We start from the raw sequence: 22,199 nt of genomic DNA on the forward strand, positions 1-22,199 counted from the left end.
TCATTTCCAAATGGCTGCTAAAGTGACTAAGGCGCACACGCCGACTGCGGCATGGCCTCCAACCGGTAAACCTTGTCGTCCGACTTCGTCTTGCCATCCGCCGTCTTCGAGCACAAATCGACGATCGCCAGGCTGCTGTTGGGATTGGCGAGCATCATGGTGCCGTTGGCGCCGCGCTTGAGGAAGATTTCCTTTTGCGCGATATCGCAGGAAAAGTTGCTCATCTTCGAACTGGCCGCGCAGCGCCATTGATCCGCTTCACCCTGGCAGGAATAGGTCTGCGTGACCTTCGTCCCGTTCTTCCTGGTGGTCACCGAAACGGCGACATCGGAGCCGTCGGGCCAGTTGGCGACATCGCCTGAGGCAAAGGAGGCGAGTTCGACCGGCCCGCGGAAGACCCGGATCGACTGCGTCACCTGGTCGGGATGCGAGGAGAGATGCGCGGCATCGTAGTCTCGCCCGAAACAGAAAGGCTGGTCCGGCTTCAGTCGCTCGCGCAAGGGAGCCCCAAGCGCCGGATCGATCGGGTCGATCTTGGCGAATTCAGCCTGGCAGGTTGCGGCCGGCATCGGGTCGAGGCGGAAATTATTGTCCTCCGAGCCCAGAGCCTGCTGGTCATATTCGGCTTCGCCCAGTTCGTCTTCCGATCCGGCGTCGAGATAGAGATCGGACGAGACGTCGGTGAGGATCAGGCGGCCTTTGTCATCGAGCTTCAGCGACGCCATGGTGCGGTCGCAGTCCATGCCGCAGCGGATCGGACCTGACTTGCCGTCCTCGGACTCGTGATTGCACCAGCCGCCGGCCCATTGCGGCGCCTTGGCGCCGCGCACCACGGTGGTGAGAAAACCGTTGTAGGAGGTGTCGGCGTTTGCCATCGGCTCCTCGTTCGGATGGCTCACCGGATCATGGCCATAGAGGAAGAAGATCCGCGCCACCTTCTGCTTTGGATGCGCCTTGAGGTGCGCCGCATCATAGACGCGGCCGAAACACGCATCGACGCCATTCGGGCTGAGTTCGGGTAATTTAAGCGCATCGCCGGCAAAACCCGCAAACGCGCCGAGCAGCACGGCGCCAAATCCAGCGCTGGCAACAACCTTCCACTTCCTGAACGCCATGTGACCCCCTCCTCGCATCGACAGGACGTAACGTGAATTTATGCTAGTATCATGGCCGCAGCCACGCAATTTGCGGGGAGCGCCAAGCCGAGAGGATGCCATGCGTCGACGCGACATGTTCCGGGCCAGCCTTGCCGGTGCCGCCGGCCTGTTCGGGCTGAGCCGGGCCGCCGCCGCTGAAGACAGACCGAAGGTCGCCTATCACCTCAGCGACCTCGATAAGGTCAACTTCGTGCTCGGCAACATCAAGAACCACTATGAAGGCACCGGCGGCAATGTCGACATCGTGTTGGTCGTGCATGGTCCGGCCCTCGCCGGCTTCAAGTCGAAAGGCATATCGGCGGCGATCTCGGGACGCTTTGCCGGCCTTGTCCAGCAGGGCCTTGAGCCGCATGCCTGCGGCAACACCATGCAAGGCATGGAGATCACGCTTGCCGACCTGCTCGAGGGCTTCCACGCCGCCGACAAGGGCGGCGTCGTCAAGCTCGCCGAACTGCAGCGCCAGGGCTACGCCTATCTCCGGCCCTGAGCCGCCACGGGCTTGAACGTGAAGGCCATGAGAGCCTACGAAGGGTGGCCAAACAGCCCAAAGGAAAGTGCTCATGACCGCGACCACCCTCGTCATCCCCGATCTTGCCGGCAAGGCGGTGCTGGTCACCGGCGCTTCGACCGGCATCGGTGCCGCCCTTGCACTGGCCTACGCCGCCCAGAAATGCCGGGTCGCGCTGCACTACAATTCGAGCCGGAAGGCCGCAGAAACGCTGGCCAAAACCATCCGCGACAGCGGCGGTGAGGTGTTCCTGACACAGGGCGACTTCTCACAGGCAGCCGATGTCGAGCGGGTAGTCGAGGAGAGCGCCGAAAAATTCGGCCGGCTCGACGGGCTGGTCAACAATGCCGGCGGCATGCTCGGCCGCGTGCCCTATGCGGAGCAGACCGAGGCGCACTACGACGCGGTGATGGACCTCAACGCCCGCTCGGTGCTGACGGCCTCGCGCAAGGCGATGCCATGGCTGAAGAAGCAGGGCGGCTTCATCGTCAACACCTCGTCGATCGCGGCGCGCAATGGCGCTGGCGGCGGCGCCGGGCTGTACGGTTCGGCCAAGGCCTTTGTCTCCAATCTGACGCGCGGCATGGCCAAGGAACTGATCGGCTTCGGCATCCGCGTCAATGCGGTGGCGCCGGGCACCATCGCGACACCCTTCCATGAGCGCTATTCCACCGACGAGCAGATGAAGGGCATGGTCGCCACCATTCCTCAAGGGCGTGCCGGCACGGCCGAAGACTGCGTCGGCGCCTATCTCTTCCTGTCCTCCGATCTCCTGAGTGGTTACATCACCGGCCAGGTGATCGAGGTGAACGGTGGCCAGTTGATGCCGTGAGCCGGCAATTGCATACTGCGTCTCGCAACCATGCATGTCGTGCGCACGTTTGCTGAGGTTGGAAGAAAGGGGAGAGGCAATGTACGGATTGATCGGAAAGATGCGGGCGGCGCGCGGCCAGCGCGACGCGATCATGGATGTGCTGCTAGCCTCGACCGGCGCCATGCCGGGTTGCCTGAGTTATGTCATCGCCCGCGACCCGGCCGATGCCGACGCGATCTGGGTGACCGAAGTGTGGACCGACGCCGCAAGCCACAAGGCTTCGCTGCAGCTGCCGGAGGTCCAGGCAGCGATCGCCAAGGCCCGGCCGATCATCGCCGGCTTCGAATTCCAGGTCGAGACCCATCCGGCCGGCGGTTTCGGCCTGCCCGCCATCAAGAACGAGTGACATCCCAACGCGGGGTCGGGGTCGTGAATTTCGTCCGAGACAGCGTTCGCATTTTTCTCTTCCAGGTCTAAGACCCAAACATGGACTCTTCGCCAGACCAACCGGCCGTCGAACGCATGGCGCGCATGCGTCCGGTTCGGCAGTGGCTGGTGCTGCTGATCGTCTCGCTGCTGTTCGCCGGCGCGCTGGAATACGCCGCACTGCCGGCGGCGCTGCTGATCGGCCCGATGCTGGCGGCGATCCTTGCCGGCACCAATGGCGCCACGGTGCGCGTGCCGCGGCCGCTGTTCGCCGCCGCCCAGGCCTTGGTCGGCTGTCTGGTCGCGGCGTCGATCTCCACCGACATTTTTTCGGTGTTCTACAAGGAATGGCCGCTGGTCCTTGTCGTGGTGCTGGCGACCCTTGCGGCGTCCAGCCTGCTTGGCTGGTTGATCAGCCGCTGGCGCATCCTGCCCGGCACCACCGCGGTCTGGGGCTCGTCGCCGGGTGCTGCCACTGCCATGGTGCTGATGGCCGGTGCCTTCGGCGCCGATCAGCGCCTCGTCGCCTTCATGCAGTATCTGCGCGTCATCTTCGTCTCGATGACGGCAGCACTCGTCGCCAAGATGTGGGTCGACACTTCGGGCATCGAGGTACCAGCCATCGTCTGGTTCCCGCCGATCGAACCGGCAGCCTTTGCCGCCACGCTCGGCGTGGCGCTGGTCGGCGGCCTGCTCGGCCGGTTGTGCCGGCTGCCGTCACCCTTCTTCCTCGGCACCTTCATCATCGGCACCATCGTCCATCTCGGCTTCGGCGTGGCGATGCAATTGCCGCCATGGCTGCTGGCGCTCTCCTATGCGATGGTCGGCTGGTCGATAGGGCTGAATTTTACCCGGGCGATCCTGCGTCATGCGACACGGGCGCTGCCGCAGATCGTCGGCTCTATCGTCGTGCTGATCGCCTTTTGCGGCGGGCTAGCCTGGCTGATAAGCCACGTCCTTGGTATCGATCCGCTGACCGCCTATCTCGCGACCAGCCCCGGCGGCATGGACAGCGTCGCCATCATTGCCGCCGCCGCGCAGAACGTCGACATATCCTTCGTCATGGCCTTGCAGTCGACCCGCTTCCTGGTCGTGCTCATCGCCGGGCCGAGCATAGCGCGGCTGGTGGCGAGAGCCGTCAGGGACTGAGATTCAAATATCCAGGGAAGAGGAAAAGTGCCCATGAAACGTCGTGTGAATGCCGTCGATCTCTCAGGCCGGGTCGCCGTGGTGACCGGCGGCGCGCAAGGCATCGGCCTTGCTGTCGCCCGGCGACTGCTGTCATCGGGCGCCAGCGTCGCCATCTGGGATGTGGACGAGACCGCCATGGCGAAGGCCGTTTCCGAACTCGCCCCGCTCGGCCGGGTCGAGGGTTTGCTGTGCGATCAATCGCTGATGGAGGCCGTCGACAGCGCCGCGACCGAAACCGAGCGCTCGCTTGGTCCGGTCGATCTGCTGGTAAACAATGCCGGCATCGCCGGACCGGCAGCGACGGTGGCGGATTATGATCCTGCCGCCTGGCGCCAGATAATCGACATCGACCTCAACGGCGTCTTCTACTGCTGCAAGCGCCTGGTGCCCGGCATGATCGCGCGCAGCTACGGCCGCATCGTCAACATCGCCTCGGTCGCAGGCAAGGAAGGCAATCCGAATGCCGCCGCCTATTCCGCCGCCAAGGCCGGCGTGCTCGCGCTGACAAAATCGCTCGGTAAGGAGTTGGCTGGCCACGACATCGCCGTCAATGCGCTGACCCCATCGCCCGCCCGCACCCGCATCCTCGAACAGCTCACTGAGGCCCAGGTCGCCTACATGCTGGGCAAGGTGCCGCGAGGCCGGTTCGTCGAAGTCGAAGAGGCGGCTGCGATGATCGCCTTCATGCTATCGGACGAAAATTCCTTCACCACCGGCGCAACGTTCGATCTCTCCGGCGGCCGCGCCACCTACTGAGAAGCGCCGCTGTTCCGTGCTGTCGCCGTCGCTGTCGGCCGCGAAGGACTAATTCAAGAGCCGCTCAGCGTCGCGGCAAGCCGGTCGGGAAGAAAGTCGACGAAGGCGCGAACCTTTGGCGACAAATGGCGATTGGACGGCCAAAGCAACCGGAACTGGCCGCGGCCGTCGACATGGTCGTCCAGCACCGTGCGCAGCAGGCCGTCACGCAGCGCCTCGCGGACCAGGAAATCGGGCATCGAGCTGATGCCGAGCCCGGCCATCGTGGCGCCCTTCAGCGCCTCCGTGTTGTTGCAGGTCAGCATCGAGCGGACCTGCGGCTCGGCGCTGCCGCCGATGAACGGCCAGCCTTGCAGCTTGCCGCTGTTGGGAAAGCGGAAGCGGATGCCGTAATGGTTCACGAGATCGTCCGGGCGGCTCGGGTTGCCGTGCTGCTCGATATAGGAGGGTGCCGCACACAACAGCAGCCGGAAGGGTGCAAGCGGCCGCGCCACCAGGCGCGAATCCGGCAGGTCGCCGCTGCGGATCGCGATGTCGACGCCTTCGTCGATGAGGTCGACGATGCGGTCGTTAAAGTCGATGTCGAGTTCGATTTCGGGATAGCGCGCCATGAACTCGGACAGCACCGGGAACAGCAAATGATAGGTCACGATCGGCGTCGAAACGCGCAGCCGCCCATGCGGTGTTTCGCGGCTCCGCGACAGCATCGCCTCGGCATCGTCGATGTCGTCGAGGATGCGCCGCACCCGCTCGTTGAACAGCTTGCCCTCTTCGGTCAGGCCGATGCGGCGCGTGCTGCGCTGAAGCAACCTTACGCCGAGATCCTGCTCGAGCCTGGCGACGCTCTTGCCGACGGCCGATGCCGAGATGCCGAGCGTGCGGCCCGCAGCGATGAAGCTGCCGAACTCAGCCGTGCGGGCAAAGGCCAGGAGCCCATTGAGGCGTTCCATCGCATCTCTCCATTCGAGCGTTTCAGTCCGGTATATCTGGAGATTTAACACTATTTTTCTCGAAGTGTCGCGAGCCTATCTTCCCGTTGCGACCGGCGCAGCAAGCTTGCGGCAGGCCGGCGGATCCTGGTTCAGATAGGAAATCCATGACCTCGAAGACCACAAACGGCGCGGTCGCGCCATGGCTTGTCCTGTTGTCGGTATGCCTTGCCGCCATGACAATGCCCTTGACCTTCACCGGCCCGGCCGTCGCGCTTTCCCGCATTGCGGCCGACCTCGGCGGCAGCCCGATCGCGCTCAACTGGGTGACCAACGCCTTCATGCTGACCTTCGCCGCCACCTTGATGGCATCAGGCGCGCTGGCCGACAATCATGGCCGCAAGCGGCTCTTCCTTGTTGGCCTCGCCACCTATGTGCTGGCATCGCTGGGATCGATGTTCGCCCCTGATATCGTCTGGTTCGATGTGCTCAGGGCTGCGCAAGGGCTCGGCAGTGCCGGCGCCTTTGCCGGCGGCGCCTCCGCTCTTGCCCAGGAATTCGATGGGCCATTGCGGCTGCGCGCCTTCTCCTTCCTCGGCACCAGTTTCGGCATCGGCCTCGCTTTTGGGCCGATCGCGTCGGGCCTGCTCATAGATGCTTTCGGCTGGCGATCGATCTTCGTCTTGGTGGCAGTGCTCGCGATTGCAGCCGCTTTGCTCGGCCTGCGCACCATCAGGGAATCGCGCGATCCGGATGCGACCGGCCTCGACTGGGCGGGAGCCGGCACCTTTACGATCGCGCTGGCATCGCTGACCTACGGGGTGCTGCAAGCGCCGCAGAGCGGCTGGACCGATCCCCTGGTGATCGCGCTTCTCGTGGCGGCCGCCCTTTGCTTTGCCGCTTTCGTCGTCGTCGAGCGGCGCGTGCGCCGGCCGATGCTCGATCTCTCGCTGTTCCGCTTTCCCCGCTTCGTCGGCGTCCAGTTCCTGGCGGCCGCTCCCGCCTATGGCTTCGTCGTCCTGCTGGTGCTGTTGCCGATCCGCTTCATCGGCATCGAGGGGATGAGCGAGATCAAGGCGGGGCAGTTGATGATCTGCCTGTCGGGACCGCTGTTGATCCTGCCACTGCTCGCCGGCCAGGTAGCGCGCTGGATCGCTCCGGCAACGATCTGCGGTGTCGGCCTGCTTGTGGCCGCCGGCGGCCTTGTCTGGCTGAGCCTGACACCGCCTGTCGTCGCAGCGCTGGTGGCGCCGCTGATCCTCATCGGCATCGGCATCGCCCTGCCCTGGGGGCTGATGGACGGACTTGCGGTCGGCGTCGTGCCGAAAGAGCGTGCCGGCATGGCGGTCGGCATCTTCAACACCGCCCGCGTCGCTTGCGAAGGCGTGGCGCTGGCGATCGTCATGGCAGTCCTGTCGGGTTTCACGGCAGCCCAACTGGCGGCTCAGGGAACGGCGTCTTCCCTGGATGCAACCGCCGCCGCGCAGCTGCTGGTGACCGGCAACATCGGCGAAGCGGCAGCCCGCTTGCCGGGTGCCAGAGCCACGGTCCTGGTCCAGGCCTATGAGATCGCGTTCGACAGGCTGCTGATCGTGCTGGCGGCAATCACCATCGTCACCGCCCTTGTCGTCTTTCTCGGCTTGCGCCGTGGATCGGCGGTGGAACACGAGACCATTGCTCTGCCGGTTTGCCAGGAAGGGTAGCTGAGCCGCGTCAGGAGATGACGAGGCTCGCTATGCGGTGGCCGTCCAGCACGAAGGTCATGTCACCCTCGCCGTTGAAGCCATTGCCTTTCACGGCAATGCGGACGCGGTAGCTGCCCTCGACCTCGGCGATGCGGACAATGCGAAGATTGGACTTCACGCCGATATTGTCCGACTGGTTCCAGCGCGCGATCTGCTGGCGGCCTTGGAAGGACCGCCCCCAGTCGGTCAGGGACGCGTCGGCTGTGAACGTGTGGAGAACGGCTTCGCTATCACCCGCATTGGTGGCCTCGATAAAGCGGCGGATAGGTTCGGGTGTGGTCATCAATCGAGCCGGTGCATCAGATCATCATCCAGCCAGCGGCCGAAGAAATAGACCAGCTGCTTGTGCCACCATGGCCAGTCATGACTGACATCGCCGCCCCAATAGTCGACCCAGGCGGGAATGGATTTATCGCGCAGGATCTGTTCCAGCCTGCGGGTCTCGACCAGCATCCGCTCTTCCCAGGCGCCCTGCCCGCAGCAGAAGATCATCCTCAGCGACTTCAGCCGGGCAAGCAGCTTTGGGTCTACGGTGCCGGGCAGATAGTCGAGCGGTGAATTGTAGAAGATATCACCTTCCAGCGCCTTGCCGAAGAAGTCGCCCGCCGAATAGACGCCCGACAGCGCGATGACGCCGCTGGCGAGTTCGGGAAAGCGAAAGACGAAGTTCGTGGAATGATAACCGCCCATCGAACAGCCGGTGAACAGCGGCTTTAATTTGCGCCCGCCATTGGCTTGCTCGGCGGTCGCCAGAAACTCCGGCAGCGCCTCCTCGCGCACATATCGGAAATAAGCCTCGTGGCGACCGATGCGGTGGGCGGCGCCGGCATGCTTGTTGAAGAACGATTCCGAATCGACGCCGTCGACCGCAAACAGCTGGATGCGGCCGGTATCGATGAATTCGGCCAGCGCTCCAACCCCGCCGGAATCCTCGAACTGGTAGAACCGCCCCTGCGACGTCGGGAACACCACCACCGGCCGGCCGGCATGGCCGTAGCGCTTGTATTCCATGTCGCGGCCGAGATTGCCGGAGAAACCCTTGTGATAGGAGATGTCCATCGCGTCTAAGCCTTTTCCGCGTGGATGTAGGCGACGGCCGCGCGCAGCTCTCTCTCGTCCTTCGAGCGCATCTGGTAGGCGTAATTTCCCATGGCGCGGCTGAAAACATTTTCTATCGGCTGATGATGGACGATCTTGTCGCGATGCGCGGCTAGCACGTCCTCATGGCTGTGCAAATAATGGAGGTGCTGCTTGCGGCTGGCATAAGCGGTGAAATACTTGCCCTCATAAGGACCACCGGCGGCATCCTTCACCACCATGTCGGCCCAGGCCGCGTAGACGTCGATGTCGAACGTGTAGTTGATCGCATCGGTCATCCAGGCGCCGGGCGGCCGCATGTTGACCTCAAGCGCGATGACGCGGTCGTCCTTGGTTTCGAACAGCTCGATGTGGAAGAAGCGCTCGCGCACGTCGAACGCTTTGAGGATCTTGCGGCCGGCCTCTTCGATCGCCGGTCGGACCTTGGGAAAGCAGGTGTAGCTCATGTGGCGATCCTTGTTGACCACTTCCATGATGCTCTGGTCGTAGCGGTGGCTGGCCGCCAGCACCACCTCGCCGTCACGGTTGACCAGCCCATCGAAGGTCACCACCAGCCCCTCGATGAATTGCTCCATGACGAAGGTCACGTCCTCGGGCTTGTCTCTGAAAAACTGGTCAAGCTCCCTGGCGTTGGAAATCTTGAAGGTGTTCGAGGCGCCGGACCCGGAATCGGGCTTCACCACCACGGGATAGCCGACGCGGCGGATGAAGGTCATGGCGCCGGCCCGGTCGGAGCATTTGCGCTGGGCGATGGTGTCGACGCCGCTCTTGCGGAAGAATGCACGCATGCGGCTCTTGCGCTTCAAATTCTTCACGAAATCGAGCTTGGTGCCGTAGATGTTGAAGTCGGTGCGGATGTTGGCTTCCAGCTCCAGCCAATGCTCGTTGAGTGACTCGAAGCGCTCGATCCGGCCCCATTTGTGGATGAAATGACCCATGGCCCGGAACACCGGATCGTAGTCCTCCATGTCGGCGATGCGGTAATATTCCGACAGGGCCACCTTCAGCTTCCCGTCCAGCGCCTCATAAGGCGCATCGCCAATGCCCAGCACCGTAGCGCCGGCCTTTTTCAGCCGGTCGCAGAAATCGGCGCCGTTGGCGGGAAAATGCGGCGAGAAGAAAACAAAATTCACGGATGATCCCTCCGACGGCGAAGCATTGCGGCCCCGGCTACACGCAAGTCTGGCGCATTTGCCGCGCATGGGGAAGAGTGCTCGCGAGTGGTGGAATGGCAGCCCACTTGCCTGTCCATGGCGGCTCCTGTATGAACCCCGCCATGAACACGCGCGTCTCCTCCGTCGCTTCCCGTCCGACCGGCTTTGCCGGCGAGACCGTGCGCGCGCTGGCATCGACCCTGCTTCTTCTCGGCCTTATCGGCGATCGCCGGGTTCGCTGAAGGAGCGCCCGGCGGTCGAACCGCCGCTTACGCGCACGCTCCTTGGCCAGTTCAAATTGGCACTTCACATCAAGCGAACGAAAATCTGGTAAGGCGCTGCTCGCCACCAATCCGTCTGAAGACCGATCCGCGAGCCGCCGGGAGAACAAGACGATGAACGCACGAGAAGAGATCCGATCCGGCGAAGCCGAAAGCGTAAAACACGCGGCCGGCCACATGCCGGACGCAGCCCGCAAGTACCAGCCCTATCCGACCGTCGGCCTCACCGACCGCACCTGGCCCAACAAGGTCATCGACAAGGCGCCGATCTGGTGCTCGGTCGATTTGCGCGACGGCAACCAGGCGCTGATCGATCCGATGGGTCATGAGCGCAAGGCGCGCATGTTCGCCCTGCTGCTCGACATGGGTTTCAAGGAGATCGAGATCGGTTTCCCCTCGGCCTCGCAGACCGATTTCGATTTCGCCCGCTGGTGCATCGAGGAAGGCAATGTGCCGGCTGATGTTTCGCTACAGGTGCTGGTGCAGTGCCGTCCCGAACTCATCACCCGCACCTTCGAATCTCTGAAGGGCGCCACCAACCCGATCGTGCATTTCTACAATTCGACCAGCGAGTTGCAGCGTCGCGTCGTCTTCGAGAAGGATGTCGGCGGTATCAAGCGCATCGCCACCGACGCGGCCAAGATGATCACCGACATGGCGGCCAAGGCCGGCGGCGGTTATCGCTTCGAATATTCGCCCGAAAGCTTTACCGGCACCGAGCTCGAAGTCGCGCTGGAGATATGCAACGCCGTCACCGAGATCGTGAAGCCGACAGCCGACAACAGACTGATCATCAACCTGCCGTCGACGGTCGAGATGTCGACGCCCAACATCTATGCCGACCGGATCGAATGGATGTGCCGCAACCTGGACGACCGCGAGAACCTGCTGATCTCGCTGCACCCCCACAACGATCGCGGCACCGGCATCGCCACCACCGAGCTCGGCCTGATGGCGGGTGCGGACCGCGTCGAAGGCACGCTGTTCGGCAATGGCGAGCGCACCGGAAATGTCGACATCGTGACGCTGGCGCTCAACATGTACACGCAAGGCGTCGATCCCCATCTGGATTGCTCCGACATCAACCGGATGAAGGACGTCTACGAATATTCCAACCAGCTGAAGATCTCCGAGCGCCATCCCTATGTCGGCGAACTCGTCTACACCGCCTTTTCCGGCTCGCACCAGGACGCCATCAACAAGGGCATGAAGGCCTTGAAGAAGGCCAACACGCCGGTCTGGGAAGTGCCCTATCTGCCGATCGATCCGGCCGATGTCGGACGCAGCTACGAGGCGATCATCCGCATCAACTCGCAGTCGGGCAAAGGCGGCATCGCCTATGTACTGCAGGCCGATTACGGCCTCAATCTGCCGCGCAACCTGCAGATCGAGTTCAGCCAGGAGATCCAGGCGATCACCGACGCCGAAGGCAAGGAAGTGCCGGCAAAACGCATCCATGACCGCTTTATTGAAACCTATGTCGACCAGCCCGGCGCACGACTGAAGTTCCTCGACCATCACACCTATCCCGATACCGAGAAAAAGGGCCGGCGCGTGGTCGAGGCGGTGATCCTCGACAACGGCAAGGAGACGACAATCGCCGGCTCCGGCACCGGCCCGATCGACGGCTTCGTCGATGCGCTGTCGCGTCATGTTGGCGTCGACATGTCGGTGCTTGATTATTCCGAACATTCGCTCCAGCGCGGCTCGAACGCCTCGGCGATTTCCTATGTCGAGATGGAATATCCCGGCGGCAAGCTGTTCGGCGCCGGCATCAACACCAACATCGTCGCCGCCTCGCTGGAAGCCGTTGTTTCGGCCGCCAACCGGATAATCGGCCGCAAGGCCGGCTGATATTTTCCCGGGCGCCGAATGTCCGCGGCGCCCGGAAATCCCCCATTTGCCGAGGGAAATTCCGGTCTTTTGTGTCAACCACCGGCAACTATCCGGTGTGTTACGCGATCGCATAACATAAGCATGCTTGTATGGAAGTGCAGGCTCTATATGATTGCGCCTCAACCTGTGCCGACTTCGAGAGGATCGACACTTGCAGCATGCCACGCCTGCCGCCCCCGCAGTGCGCGAGACACTGGAGCGACTGCTCGCCAGCGAAACGTTCGGACGTTCCGAGCGCGCGCGCAAGTTGCTGCGCTATCTTGTTGAGCGCGAGCAGGCCGGCGAAGCCGACAGGCTCAAGGGTTTCTCCATCGCCATGGACGTCTTCGGCAAGGACGGCGATTTCGATTCGTCGACCGACGCCGTTGTCCGGGTGCAGGCAGGCCGGCTGCGCGAACTTCTCCAGCATTATTTCGCCAATGAAGGAATAGCCGAACCGGTTCGCATTGCCATTCCGCGCGGCGGCTACGTGCCGTCCTATGAGCTCAACGCCATACGCCTGCCGGTTGGGCAGGAGCCGCTTGCGGCGGCGGTAGCCGCCTTGCCCGGATCGCCCGACCAGACGGCTCTTGACGCCGTTCCCGCTGGCGCGACGGCCGCGGGGTTACAGAACCTGGGCCTTCGCTGGCGCGCCATCTCCAGTTCTTCTGGGTCGCCATGACGCTGGTCATCCTCATGCTGGGCGTGCTCATCCTGCGCCAGGGCAGCGGCGCATTGCTTGCCAGCAGTGATCCGACCTCCGTGGTCGAGACCGCTGGCGTAACGAGCAGCATCGCATCGCCGTCGATGGAGGCCCTGCCCCTCGTCTACATCGCCGTGAAGGCCACCGGCCCCGAGGCCGGCCGCGTCGCCGCTTCGCTGCGCGCCGGCCTTGCCGGTTTCGACACCATCGACTTCATCGGCCGCGACGCCGACAGCAAGCGCGACCCAAGCACCGACCCGACCAGCTTCGTTTTCGATGTCCTGCCGGGACCAATGGCAGGTGACGTGACGCTCGAACTGCAGAGCGTGGCGACCGGCCGCGTGCTTTTGTCCCGCAGTCTGACGGCCGCCGACAGCGCACCTGGCACCGTCGAGGATCGTATCGCCGCCATCCTCAGCTCGACCATTCCCGCCTCCGGCCCGCTCTACAGCTACATCGAACAGAACGGCATTCAGACCGGGCTGACGAGCTGCCTGATCCTCAACGACAGATACTATCTCGACCAGAGCACCAGGACGCACGAGGCTGCCTATCGCTGCCTGGACAAGCTCGCCGGCCAGGGTGCGAAATCGTCCTTGGTCTATTCGGAACTGGCCTCCCTGACCCTTGAGGCCGCCACCGATCATTACGCCTATCCGCCTGGCGCGACGGTCGAACAGGCAATGTCTTTCGCCCATCGCGCCATCCAGATGGGACCGACCAGCCCTTATGCGCACCGCGCCTACGGCTACCTCAACTCGCGCCTCGGCAACACCGAGGAATCGATCCGCTGGATGCGCAAGGCCTATGAGCTCAACCCCTACGACCTCGGCATGGCTGCCGCTTACGGCTATGGCCTGATCTTTGCCGGCAAATATGCCGAGGGAACACCCATCCTGACCCATGCCGTTGAGACGTTCAGCGGCCATCCGACATGGTGGGATTTTGGGCTTTTCGCCGGGCAATTCATGCTGGGCGACATGAACAAGGCCGCGATAGCCAGCGAGTCGCTGCGCACGACGGCGATGAAATCGCACTATCTGGCGGCGCGGCTGATCGGTGCCAAGGCTGCCGGCCGCGAACAGCTGGCAGCCAAGCTTCTGGATGAGCTGACCACCAAATTCCCGAAATTCGCCGCCGATCCGCGCGCGGCCTTCGCCGAGCGCAAATATCCCGCCGATCTGACCGACCGGCTGGTTGAGGCGCTGCGCGCCGCGGGCCTCGGCAACGCCAGCTAGTCTTTCCGGATCGCGAAAACTTTACTGGCCATCGGTCTGGACTGGGAGCAATCCAGCCTCGATTCGAATTTCCTCTCCAGTCTTGCAATAATCGCACATTTTCATGGTCTCATCCCTCTATGTTGCCGAGCGGGGCGCCGGGCCGAAGACGGTCGTCCTGCTGCATGGCTTCGGTGGTTGCCATGATATCTGGCGCGAGGTGACCGCGTCGCTAGGGCCCGATGTCAGGACCTTGGCCTACGATCTTCCGGGACACGGACTGTCTCTCGAATTTCCTGGCAGCGGCCCGGCCAAAACAGCGGCGCGAGCGGTTCTCGCCGATATCGCCGCACGCGGGATAGCAAGGGTGCATGTCGCCGGTCATTCGATGGGCGGCGCGGTCGCCTCCCTGATGGCGCTTGCCGAGCCTGAAAGGATAGGTTCGCTGACGCTTCTGGCGCCGGGCGGTGTTGGCCCCGAGATCAACGGACCGCTGTTGCGCCGCTACGCCGCGGCCGCCGACAGACGGGAAATCCGCGCCTGCCTTGCCGCCATGTCGGGACCGCGAAGCCCGCCGCCCGAACGCATCGTTGGCGTCCTGGCGGACCTACGCCGTCGCCCCGGCCAGTTGCGCAAGCTGATTGAGATATCGGCCGTCATGACCAGGAACGAGCGGCAGGGGGTCATCCCCCGCGAACAGCTGGACACCCTCGACATGCCGGTGATGGTGGTTTGGGGAACGGACGATCCGGTGCTGCCCTTTACCCAGGCTGATTGTCTGCCGGCGCATTTTCATATTCATCACGTGCTCGATGCCGGCCATATGCTGGTCGAGGAAGTGCCTGATGTGGTCGCCCAGGCCGTGCGCCGAAACATGGCACGCCGCGGCAGGCGCCTGCGTCCGACATTCGAGGCCGCGGCGAGCTAACTTACTTGCGCCCCGCATCTCGCCAGTGCATTTTGCCGCCGCCTGTGTTAACTCGCAATTAACCATATCAGCGAGGCGACGCCGATGAAGGACACTGGCGAAAACATCACCCCCATCGACACCTCCCGCAAACTGTCCGACGCCGTTCGCGATGTGAAAAATGCCTTCGCCGATCGCGACGATGTCGTGGTCGACATGCGCGAGGCGCACCGGATGCGGCTTGATCTGCTCGCGGCCGAGCTCGCCCCGGTCTTTGCCGACGTGCCCGCCGACATGGACAATTTCGACTTCGTCGTCTCCTCCGGCCTGCAGCCCCGCCTGTGGATCGACGCCGTCAGCCATGTCGCCATGGGGCGCGACCGCCGCACCTACCGCTTTCTCAGGGATACCCGCATCGGCCGCGTCGTGCTCGCCGAATCGACCGATATGAAACCGGTCGCCGATCAGGTCACGCGCTATGTGGCGGAGCGTATCGTCGAGCGCCAGCGCATGATGGAGGGCGGTGTCGAGCCGGCCGTCGCCGACCTGAAACGCCCTGCGGTGGTCGAAGCGGAGCCGCCCTTGCAAGCAGCCGCGCCAGGCAAGAGCTGGTCAACCTTCTTTGCAGGCCTGGGCTTCGTCGCCGCCGGCGCGCTTGTTGGCCTGGCGGTGGCGGCCGCGCTGTTTTGGGATCGTCTGATGGCGATGAAGATCAGCTTCTGATCAACGATCTGAAGGCCTCGGTGTCTGCGCGCCGAGTTCAATGACCTGCAGGTCCGATGGCGGCAAGGCCGGCCCGGTCAGGCCGCGCCGCGTCAGGCGAATCAGCCAATTGCCCTTCTCCCCGTCAATATCGAGCAGATTGTACTGTGCCGCCGGGTTCTTGCTGCCTGGCGACTGCCCGGCGGCGGCGACGCCGACGACCGGAATCCTGGCGCCGCGCCCGCCGATGAAGAACAGCGACGGCAGATGCGAATGGCCGTGCAGCACGAGTTCGGCGCCATGCCTATGAACGGTCTTGTGGAAGCGGGAGATGCCGAACAGGCGCTTTTGCTGGGCGACGGCGCCGCGCACCGGCGGATGATGGATCATGATCACCCGCAACAGGCCGCGTTTGTTCGTTGCGTCGAGCACTGTCGCCAGCCTTTGCGCCTGACCTTCGAGGAAGAAGCCGTTGGCCATGAACGGCGCCGTGGCGCGCGCCGTCGAAACGCCGATCAGCGCGACATTGCCGCGTACGCGCAGATAGGGAAAAGCGTTGCGGTCGATCGGCGCAGTCACGCCGTCGCCGCTCATCCACGCCGCCCAGGAGCGGCAGACCTTGTCGAAGGCGCCCGGCACATAGGCGTCGTGGTTGCCCGGCACCACCGAGACATCCTCCGGCGAACCCAGCGTCTCAAGCCAGTGCTTGGCCATCTCGATCTCGCCGTCGAGCGCCAGATTGACCAGATCGCCGGTAACGGTGAGGTGGTCGGGTGTGCTCGCCTTCATGTCGGCGACGATGGTGTCGATGACGGCATCGTGCATATGGCGGCGGCGGTTGCGCTGCCAGTTGACGTAGCCGACGACGCGCTTGGACGCGAGTTCGCGATAGGTTACACCGGGAAGCGGCCCCAGATGGACATCGGAAATATGCGCGAGCCTGAACATCCTTCCTTCATAGGCGACGCGCTCCCCGCTTTCCACTCACTGTTTCCTGCCCATCCACGGTTTCGCTAGTCATGGCTATATCGGACCCGGAGCAGGCGTTTCGCCAGACCGGCTGGGCAGGCCTCAGGGCAAGGCTGTTCCATCTCTATTTCCTTCTGCGGCGGCCGATGACGCTGGGCGTGCGCGGCCTGATCCACGATCGCGCCTCGAACACTGTCTTCCTCATCCGCCACACCTACGTTCCCGGCTGGCAATTGCCGGGCGGGGGCGTCGAAGTCGGCGAAACGCTCGGTGAGGCGCTGGTGCGCGAACTGGCCGAGGAAGGCAACATCGCGCTGACAGCCCAGCCGGTGCTGAAATCGATGCATTTCAACCGCCGCTCCAGCCGCCGCGACCATGTCGGCCTCTATCTCATCGAAACCTTCAACCAGACCGCGCCGAAACTGCCGGACCACGAGATCGCCGAAGCAGGCTTCTTTCCGCTCGACCGCTTGCCGCATGGCACGACGCCGGCGACGCTGCGGCGGCTTGCCGAGGTTTTTGAAGGCGAGCCGGTATCGCCGTACTGGTAGGCTGTCAATCCGATGCTCACGCCGCCTGCCTGAACCGCGCCCGGTCGTGCGGCGCGCCATAGTCGAGCCCAGGCCCGACCGGCACGATGCGCGTCGGGTTGATGCTCTCGTGGCTGCCGTAATAGTGCATTTTGATGTGGTGCAGGTTCACCGTGCCGGCGATACCGGGCACCTGGTAGAGGTCGCGCAGATAGTTCGAAAGGTTCGGATAGTCGGCGATGCGGCGCAGATTGCATTTGAAATGGCCGACATAGACCGGGTCGAAACGCACCAGCGTGGTGAACAGCCGCCAATCGGCCTCGGTGACACGCTCGCCAGTGAGATAGCGCCGTTTTGACAGTCGGCCCTCCAGTGTGTCGAGCGCCGCGAACAGCTCGCCGAACGCCTCTTCATAGGCCGCTTGCGTGGTGGCAAAGCCGGCGCGGTAGACGCCGTTGTTGACGGCTGGAAAGACCAGCGCATTGACCTTGTCGATCTCGCCGCGCAGGCCTGGCGGATAGAAATCGAGAGCGGCATCGCCCCACTCGTCGAAGGCCGAATTGAGCATGCGGATGATTTCGGCGGATTCGTTGGAGACGATGGTCTCTTCCTTCTTGTCCCACAGCACCGGCACCGAAACCCGGCCCGAATAGGCTGGATCGGCCTTGGTGTAGATCTGATGCAGGAAGTCGAGGCCGTAGAGCGTGTCGCCGGTGGCGCCATCCTCGGCCAAAAACGTCCAGCCCTCAGCACCGAGGAAATGATGCACGACTGAAACCGGGATGATGTCTTCGAGCTTCTTCAGCGCGCGAAAGATCAGCGTGCGGTGCGCCCACGGACAGGCGAGCGAGACATAAAGATGGTAGCGTCCGGGCTCGGCCTTGAAGCCGCGCGTACGACCTTGCGCCGGCGCGCCGTCGCGCGTGATCCAGTCACGCCACTGCGTCTCGGCGCGGATGAACCTGCCGCTGCTATCGACATTGGCCGGACGGTCCTGCCATTTGCCTTCGACCAGCAATCCCATACGAAATCTCCTTGCGTGCCTTGGCCAATGTAGTCGCAAGGCGGCAATGTCGAAGCCGTCATCTGCTGAACAGAGCGTCACTCGTATGAAACGCCGGATGAAAACAGCCGATTGCAGCCGCCGGAAATTGATGCTAGCGGACACTCCGCATGTTCGATCTTGGCTTGATCCGGTTTGACCGACGACGAAAGGGCGCCCGCGCTTAGAAAGCGCTGACTGGCGAACGCTGCCGCTTGCAGCAACCTTTCCTCTTTATCGGACCGCGAAGACCATGAGCCTTGCCGACGTGAAATACCTGCCGGAAACTCCGGCGCATGATCCCGAAATCGAAGCCATCAACGACGAAGCCTTTGGCCCCGGCCGTTTCGTGCTGGCCGCCCACAAGATTCGCGAGACCGGCGGCCACGAGCGCTCGCTATCCTTTGTCGCCATGAATGGCGACATCGTCGTTGCTTCGGTGCGCATGACCCGCATCGCCGCCGGCGCCGGACGCGCGCTGATGCTCGGGCCGCTCGCCGTGCGGCCCGCCTTCAAGAATCTCGGTATCGGCCGCCGGCTCGTGGCGATCGCGCTGGAGGCGGCCGCCAAGGCCGGCGCGCCGGCGGTGATCCTTGTCGGCGACGAGCCTTATTACGGCCCGCTCGGCTTCAGAAAGATCCCCCGCGGCCAGATCTCCATGCCGCGCCCGGTCGACCTCGACCGGCTGCTGTCGCACGAGATCGTGCCCGGTGCCGTGGCGCGGCTCTCCGGCGAGGTCGGCCATGCCAGCCTTGCCAGGATCGCGGAGCAGGCACCAGTGATGGCCTGAGCTCCAGGATCGGTCGCGGCACCGGTCGCGATGGATCCCCATTGGTCAGGTTGCACCATGGCGGCGACCTCCGTAGCATGACCCGGAACAGCACGGAGCATGCAGCATGAACCCGAACGGCCAGATTGCGATCGTAACCGGCGGCGGCTCCGGCCTCGGCGAGGCAACCGCCCGCGCGCTGGCCGACAAGGGCGCGCGCGTCGCCATTTTCGATATCGGCATCGACCGGGCATCGAAGGTGGCGGGCGACATTGGCGGCGCCGCCATCCAGTGCGATGTGAGCAGCGCCGACAGCGGTGCGGCCGCGGTCGCCGAGGTGGAAAAGAGACTTGGGCCAGCGCGCATCCTGGTCAATTGCGCGGGCATTGCCATCGGCGTGAAGACGATCGGCAAGGATGGTCCACATCCGCTCGACCAGTACCGCAAGGTGATCGAGATCAATTTGATCGGCACCTTCAACATGATCCGCCTCGTCGCCGACCGTGCCGCCCAACTCGAACCGCTGCAGGGCGGCGAGCGCGGCGTCATCGTCAACACCGCGTCGGTGGCCGCTTATGATGGCCAGATCGGCCAGGCCGCCTATGCCGCATCCAAGGGCGGCGTCGTCGGCATGACGCTGCCGGTTGCCCGCGACCTGGCGCGCTCCGGCATTCGCGTCTGCACCATCGCGCCCGGCATCTTCAAGACGCCAATGATGGCCGGCATGCCGCAGGAGGTGCAGGATTCGCTCGGCGCGGCCGTGCCCTTCCCGTCCCGCCTCGGCGAGCCGTCCGAATATGCCGCGCTCGCCCTGCATATCGTCGAAAACCAGATGCTGAACGGCGAAACCATCCGCCTCGATGGGGCAATCCGCATGGCGCCGAAATAGACGGCCATGGCGGCCGGCGCAGTGAAGACCGGTCCGCTGGCCGGCCTGAAAGTCATCGAGATGGCTGGGCTCGGCCCGGTGCCTCTGGCCAGGCTGATGCTGTCGGAGATGGGCGCCGAGGTGCTGCGCATCGAGCGCACCGGTTCGGACCAACCCCTGCTGCCGCTCTCCGATGCGTACAATCTCGACCGTCACGGCCGCTCCATCCTGCGCGTCGACCTCAAGCAGGCCAAAGGAACGGAACTGCTGCTGCGCCTTGCCGAAAAGGCCGATCTGTTTGTCGAAGGCTTTCGCCCCGGTGTGATGGAGCGGCTTGGTCTCGGCCCGGATGCTGCATTGGCGCGCAATCCGGCGCTGATTTACGGCCGCATGACCGGCTTCGGCCAGGACGGGCCGCTCGCAGGCCGTGCCGGCCACGACATCACCTACCTCGCCTATTCGGGTGTGTTGCATGCCATCGGCCGGGAGGAAGGTCGGCCGGTGCCGCCGCTGAATCTGATCGCCGACAATGGCGGCGGCGCCATGATGCTGATCGCCGGGGTGCTTGCAGCGCTGTTCGAGCGCTCGCGCTCCGGCAAAGGCCAGGTGATCGACGCGGCGATGGTCGAGGGCGCTTCGATGCTGGCGGCCCCCATACACGCCTTCATGTCGGCAGGTCTGTGGAGCGACCGGCGCGGCGCCAACCTGCTCGATTCCGGTGCGCCCTTCTACGACACCTATGAGACGGCGGACGCACGCCACGTTGCGGTCGGCTGCCTTGAGCCGTGCTTCTTCGCCGCATTCGCAAGGCTGCTGCCGCTCGGCGAGGATTTTGTCCGCGGCCAATACGACAAGGCGTTGTGGCCGGACATGCGCGCGGCCATTGCCGACCGGTTCCGGCAGAAGACACGCGACGACTGGGACGCGCTGTTTGCCGCAAGCGATGCCTGCGTGGCGCCGGTTCTGTCGCTGGCCGAAGCCAGGGATCATCCGCACAACCGGGCGCGTCACGCATTTGTGAAGGCCGGTGCGCTCGAGCGCCCCGCGCCCGCGCCACGCTTCTCGGCCTCGCAGCCGGCGCTTGCCGGCATGTCTGAAGATGACGATCAGCTGCCCCAGACTGTGCTGGCGCGCTTCGGCTTTTCGACAGCCGAGATCAAAGCGCTTGTCAAAGCCGGCATGATTGGGCCAGTAACTGGATTTAGAAAATCAACTTACCTGGTGAGCATTTTGGACCAGCCGAAGAAGGACGTCATTCGCGCGACGGACGCCGAGGCGATCAGGCTGGCCGCAACGCTGATCCGCAGCGCCCGTTTCGGCGCCCTCGCGGTGATCGAGCCGTCGACCGGCGCACCGCTGGCCTCCAGGGTCGGAGTCGCCACCGACATCGATGGCACGCCTCTGATCCTTGTCTCGGCGCTGTCAGCCCATACCGGCGCCATCCTTGCCGAGCCGCGCTGCTCGCTGCTTGTCGGCGAACCCGGCAAGGGCGATCCGCTGGCGCATCCCAGGATAACGCTGGTCTGCCGGGCGCAGCCGCTGGAACGCGGGTCGAGCGCGCATGCCCGCGCCGAGCGGCGCTATCTCAACCGCAATCCCAAGGCAAAGCTCTATGCCGAGCTCGGCGATTTCTCGATCTTTCGCCTCGAGCCGGAGCGCGCCAGCCTGAATGGCGGCTTCGGCAAGGCCTACCTGCTCGACCGTGGCGATCTCATCACCGAGGGGCCGATCGTCGACGAGCTGGCCGCCAGCGAACAATCCGCTCTCGACCACATGAATGCCGACCATCTCGACGCCATCGCCGTCTATGCCCATCATTTCGCCAAGGTTGAAGGTGATGGTTGGACCATGACCGGCTTCGATGCCGATGGCATGGACCTGGCATCGGGCGACACCGTTTGCAGGGTCTATTTTCCGCAGCCGTTGAAGACCGCGCGCGACCTGCGGCCGGTTCTGGTCGACATGGCCAAAGCCGGTCGTGCGCCAGCTACGCAAGGATAATCGTCATGAATCAAAAGCACGTCTTGAGATTTGGGCGAAATGATCTACGATTCAGGCGACGCTGAATCAGCAGCGTGATCCATAGCTGAATTATAGCAGCCAACGCTATTTGCCCCCATAGCGTTTGGATGAGCAGGAAAACATGGGGCATCGATGGTCTCGACCAAACTAATCGCCAATGCCGAATCGGCGGCGACATTTCTGACCCTTATGGGCAACGAAAAGCGGCTCTTGATCATGAGCTATCTGGCCGACGGTGAAATGTCGGTCGGCGCGATCGCCGAAAAGGTGATGCTCAGCCAGTCCGCTTTGTCGCAACATCTGGCCAAGCTCAGGGCGCTCGATCTTGTCGAGACCCGCCGCGACCGGCAGATGATCTACTATTCCTGCAAGTCCGAAGCGGTGCGCGAACTGTTGCGCATGCTGGACGGCATTTTCGGGATAGGCGACTTGTCCCAGATGGCAACGCGTCTGCGCCGCGCCGGGACTTGACCTGCAGGGCTTGACTGGCGGCTCCGATCGCTCCTTACCTCGCTGACGATTTTTCGCCGGCCGAG

21 protein-coding genes and 2 pseudogenes are annotated in these 22,199 nt (G+C 63.8%); 16 read left to right on the forward strand and 7 right to left on the reverse strand.

Annotation, left to right across the window (positions count from 1 at the left end):
* Positions 1-26 precede the first annotated feature (26 nt).
* Positions 27-1,115: a hypothetical protein gene (locus NLY44_RS15290; RefSeq protein WP_023804788.1), complete on the reverse strand. Its 1,089-nt coding sequence runs from the start codon at positions 1,113-1,115 to the stop codon at positions 27-29.
* Positions 1,116-1,215: 100 nt separating this feature from the next.
* Between NLY44_RS15290 and NLY44_RS15295 the strand changes: the two genes are divergently transcribed.
* The 5 genes from NLY44_RS15295 to NLY44_RS15315 all read left to right on the forward strand — a co-directional run bounded on the left by NLY44_RS15295 (position 1,216) and on the right by NLY44_RS15315 (position 4,852).
* Positions 1,216-1,644 (forward strand): DsrE family protein, encoded by a 429-nt coding sequence (locus NLY44_RS15295; RefSeq protein WP_023686179.1) that lies wholly within the window; start codon positions 1,216-1,218, stop codon positions 1,642-1,644.
* Between the two features lie 73 nt (positions 1,645-1,717).
* The gene (locus tag NLY44_RS15300) at positions 1,718-2,497 is read left to right on the forward strand and encodes an SDR family NAD(P)-dependent oxidoreductase (protein WP_023804787.1); all 780 of its coding nucleotides are present in this window, start codon (positions 1,718-1,720) and stop codon (positions 2,495-2,497) included.
* A gap of 79 nt (positions 2,498-2,576) precedes the next feature.
* Positions 2,577-2,885: a putative quinol monooxygenase gene (locus NLY44_RS15305; protein ID WP_023691624.1), complete on the forward strand. Its 309-nt coding sequence runs from the start codon at positions 2,577-2,579 to the stop codon at positions 2,883-2,885.
* An 80-nt stretch (positions 2,886-2,965) separates the two neighbouring features.
* Entirely contained in the window at positions 2,966-4,054 is a 1,089-nt protein-coding gene (locus NLY44_RS15310; RefSeq protein ID WP_023711109.1) for an AbrB family transcriptional regulator, read from the forward strand.
* Positions 4,055-4,099: 45 nt separating this feature from the next.
* On the forward strand, positions 4,100-4,852 hold the full coding sequence (locus tag NLY44_RS15315; protein ID WP_023669968.1) for an SDR family NAD(P)-dependent oxidoreductase: 753 nt from the start codon (positions 4,100-4,102) through the stop codon (positions 4,850-4,852).
* Positions 4,853-4,905: 53 nt separating this feature from the next.
* Here the strand turns inward: NLY44_RS15315 and NLY44_RS15320 are convergent, their stop codons facing one another.
* The gene (locus tag NLY44_RS15320) at positions 4,906-5,802 is read right to left on the reverse strand and encodes a LysR family transcriptional regulator (RefSeq protein ID WP_023669967.1); all 897 of its coding nucleotides are present in this window, start codon (positions 5,800-5,802) and stop codon (positions 4,906-4,908) included.
* A 146-nt stretch (positions 5,803-5,948) separates the two neighbouring features.
* Here NLY44_RS15320 and NLY44_RS15325 point away from each other — a divergent pair, with 146 nt between their 5' ends.
* A complete protein-coding gene (locus NLY44_RS15325; RefSeq protein ID WP_023804786.1) occupies positions 5,949-7,484 on the forward strand; it encodes an MFS transporter in 1,536 nt (511 codons plus the stop codon).
* Between the two features lie 10 nt (positions 7,485-7,494).
* On the opposite strand, the gene NLY44_RS15330 is transcribed toward NLY44_RS15325, so the two are convergent.
* From NLY44_RS15330 to NLY44_RS15340, 3 genes are read right to left on the reverse strand one after another with little or no spacing between them, the layout of a single operon-like run.
* Positions 7,495-7,809 (reverse strand): nuclear transport factor 2 family protein, encoded by a 315-nt coding sequence (locus tag NLY44_RS15330; protein WP_031192978.1) that lies wholly within the window; start codon positions 7,807-7,809, stop codon positions 7,495-7,497.
* Positions 7,809-8,585 (reverse strand): esterase family protein, encoded by a 777-nt coding sequence (locus NLY44_RS15335; protein ID WP_023804785.1) that lies wholly within the window; start codon positions 8,583-8,585, stop codon positions 7,809-7,811. Before NLY44_RS15335 ends, NLY44_RS15330 begins: the two co-directional genes overlap by 1 nt.
* A gap of 5 nt (positions 8,586-8,590) precedes the next feature.
* The gene (locus NLY44_RS15340) at positions 8,591-9,757 is read right to left on the reverse strand and encodes an ATP-grasp domain-containing protein (protein ID WP_023804784.1); all 1,167 of its coding nucleotides are present in this window, start codon (positions 9,755-9,757) and stop codon (positions 8,591-8,593) included.
* Between the two features lie 416 nt (positions 9,758-10,173).
* Here NLY44_RS15340 and leuA point away from each other — a divergent pair, with 416 nt between their 5' ends.
* The 4 genes and pseudogenes from leuA to NLY44_RS15360 all read left to right on the forward strand — a co-directional run bounded on the left by leuA (position 10,174) and on the right by NLY44_RS15360 (position 15,484).
* Positions 10,174-11,913: a 2-isopropylmalate synthase gene (gene leuA / locus NLY44_RS15345; protein WP_027049872.1), complete on the forward strand. Its 1,740-nt coding sequence runs from the start codon at positions 10,174-10,176 to the stop codon at positions 11,911-11,913.
* Positions 11,914-12,106: 193 nt separating this feature from the next.
* Positions 12,107-13,875 (forward strand): annotated as a pseudogene (locus tag NLY44_RS15350) (tetratricopeptide repeat protein).
* 103 nt (positions 13,876-13,978) lie between these two features.
* Positions 13,979-14,782 (forward strand): alpha/beta fold hydrolase, encoded by an 804-nt coding sequence (locus NLY44_RS15355; protein ID WP_023686188.1) that lies wholly within the window; start codon positions 13,979-13,981, stop codon positions 14,780-14,782.
* Positions 14,783-14,866: 84 nt separating this feature from the next.
* The gene (locus NLY44_RS15360) at positions 14,867-15,484 is read left to right on the forward strand and encodes a hypothetical protein (protein ID WP_023686189.1); all 618 of its coding nucleotides are present in this window, start codon (positions 14,867-14,869) and stop codon (positions 15,482-15,484) included.
* On the opposite strand, the gene NLY44_RS15365 is transcribed toward NLY44_RS15360, so the two are convergent.
* Positions 15,485-16,411: a metallophosphoesterase family protein gene (locus NLY44_RS15365; RefSeq protein ID WP_023695843.1), complete on the reverse strand. Its 927-nt coding sequence runs from the start codon at positions 16,409-16,411 to the stop codon at positions 15,485-15,487.
* 71 nt (positions 16,412-16,482) lie between these two features.
* Here NLY44_RS15365 and NLY44_RS15370 point away from each other — a divergent pair, with 71 nt between their 5' ends.
* Positions 16,483-16,983 (forward strand): NUDIX domain-containing protein, encoded by a 501-nt coding sequence (locus NLY44_RS15370; RefSeq protein WP_031195394.1) that lies wholly within the window; start codon positions 16,483-16,485, stop codon positions 16,981-16,983.
* Between the two features lie 16 nt (positions 16,984-16,999).
* Here NLY44_RS15370 and NLY44_RS15375 read toward each other — a convergent pair whose 3' ends face one another.
* Entirely contained in the window at positions 17,000-17,986 is a 987-nt protein-coding gene (locus tag NLY44_RS15375; protein WP_023744259.1) for a glutathione S-transferase family protein, read from the reverse strand.
* Between the two features lie 271 nt (positions 17,987-18,257).
* Between NLY44_RS15375 and NLY44_RS15380 the strand changes: the two genes are divergently transcribed.
* The 5 genes and pseudogenes from NLY44_RS15380 to NLY44_RS15400 all read left to right on the forward strand — a co-directional run bounded on the left by NLY44_RS15380 (position 18,258) and on the right by NLY44_RS15400 (position 22,134).
* The gene (locus NLY44_RS15380) at positions 18,258-18,794 is read left to right on the forward strand and encodes a GNAT family N-acetyltransferase (protein ID WP_023804782.1); all 537 of its coding nucleotides are present in this window, start codon (positions 18,258-18,260) and stop codon (positions 18,792-18,794) included.
* A 106-nt stretch (positions 18,795-18,900) separates the two neighbouring features.
* Complete coding sequence (locus tag NLY44_RS15385) at positions 18,901-19,662, forward strand: 3-hydroxyacyl-CoA dehydrogenase (RefSeq protein WP_023686192.1); 762 nt, start codon at positions 18,901-18,903, stop codon at positions 19,660-19,662.
* Between the two features lie 6 nt (positions 19,663-19,668).
* Positions 19,669-20,691 (forward strand): annotated as a pseudogene (locus NLY44_RS15390) (CaiB/BaiF CoA transferase family protein); the annotation flags it as partial.
* 180 nt (positions 20,692-20,871) lie between these two features.
* Positions 20,872-21,642, forward strand: coding sequence for a HugZ family pyridoxamine 5'-phosphate oxidase (locus tag NLY44_RS15395; RefSeq protein WP_023754968.1), 771 nt, complete (start codon positions 20,872-20,874; stop codon positions 21,640-21,642).
* A gap of 153 nt (positions 21,643-21,795) precedes the next feature.
* Positions 21,796-22,134: an ArsR/SmtB family transcription factor gene (locus NLY44_RS15400; protein ID WP_023669951.1), complete on the forward strand. Its 339-nt coding sequence runs from the start codon at positions 21,796-21,798 to the stop codon at positions 22,132-22,134.
* Positions 22,135-22,199 lie beyond the last annotated feature (65 nt).

This window comes from Mesorhizobium sp. C089B (assembly GCF_030323125.1).
Classification (GTDB): Bacteria; Pseudomonadota; Alphaproteobacteria; order Rhizobiales; family Rhizobiaceae; genus Mesorhizobium.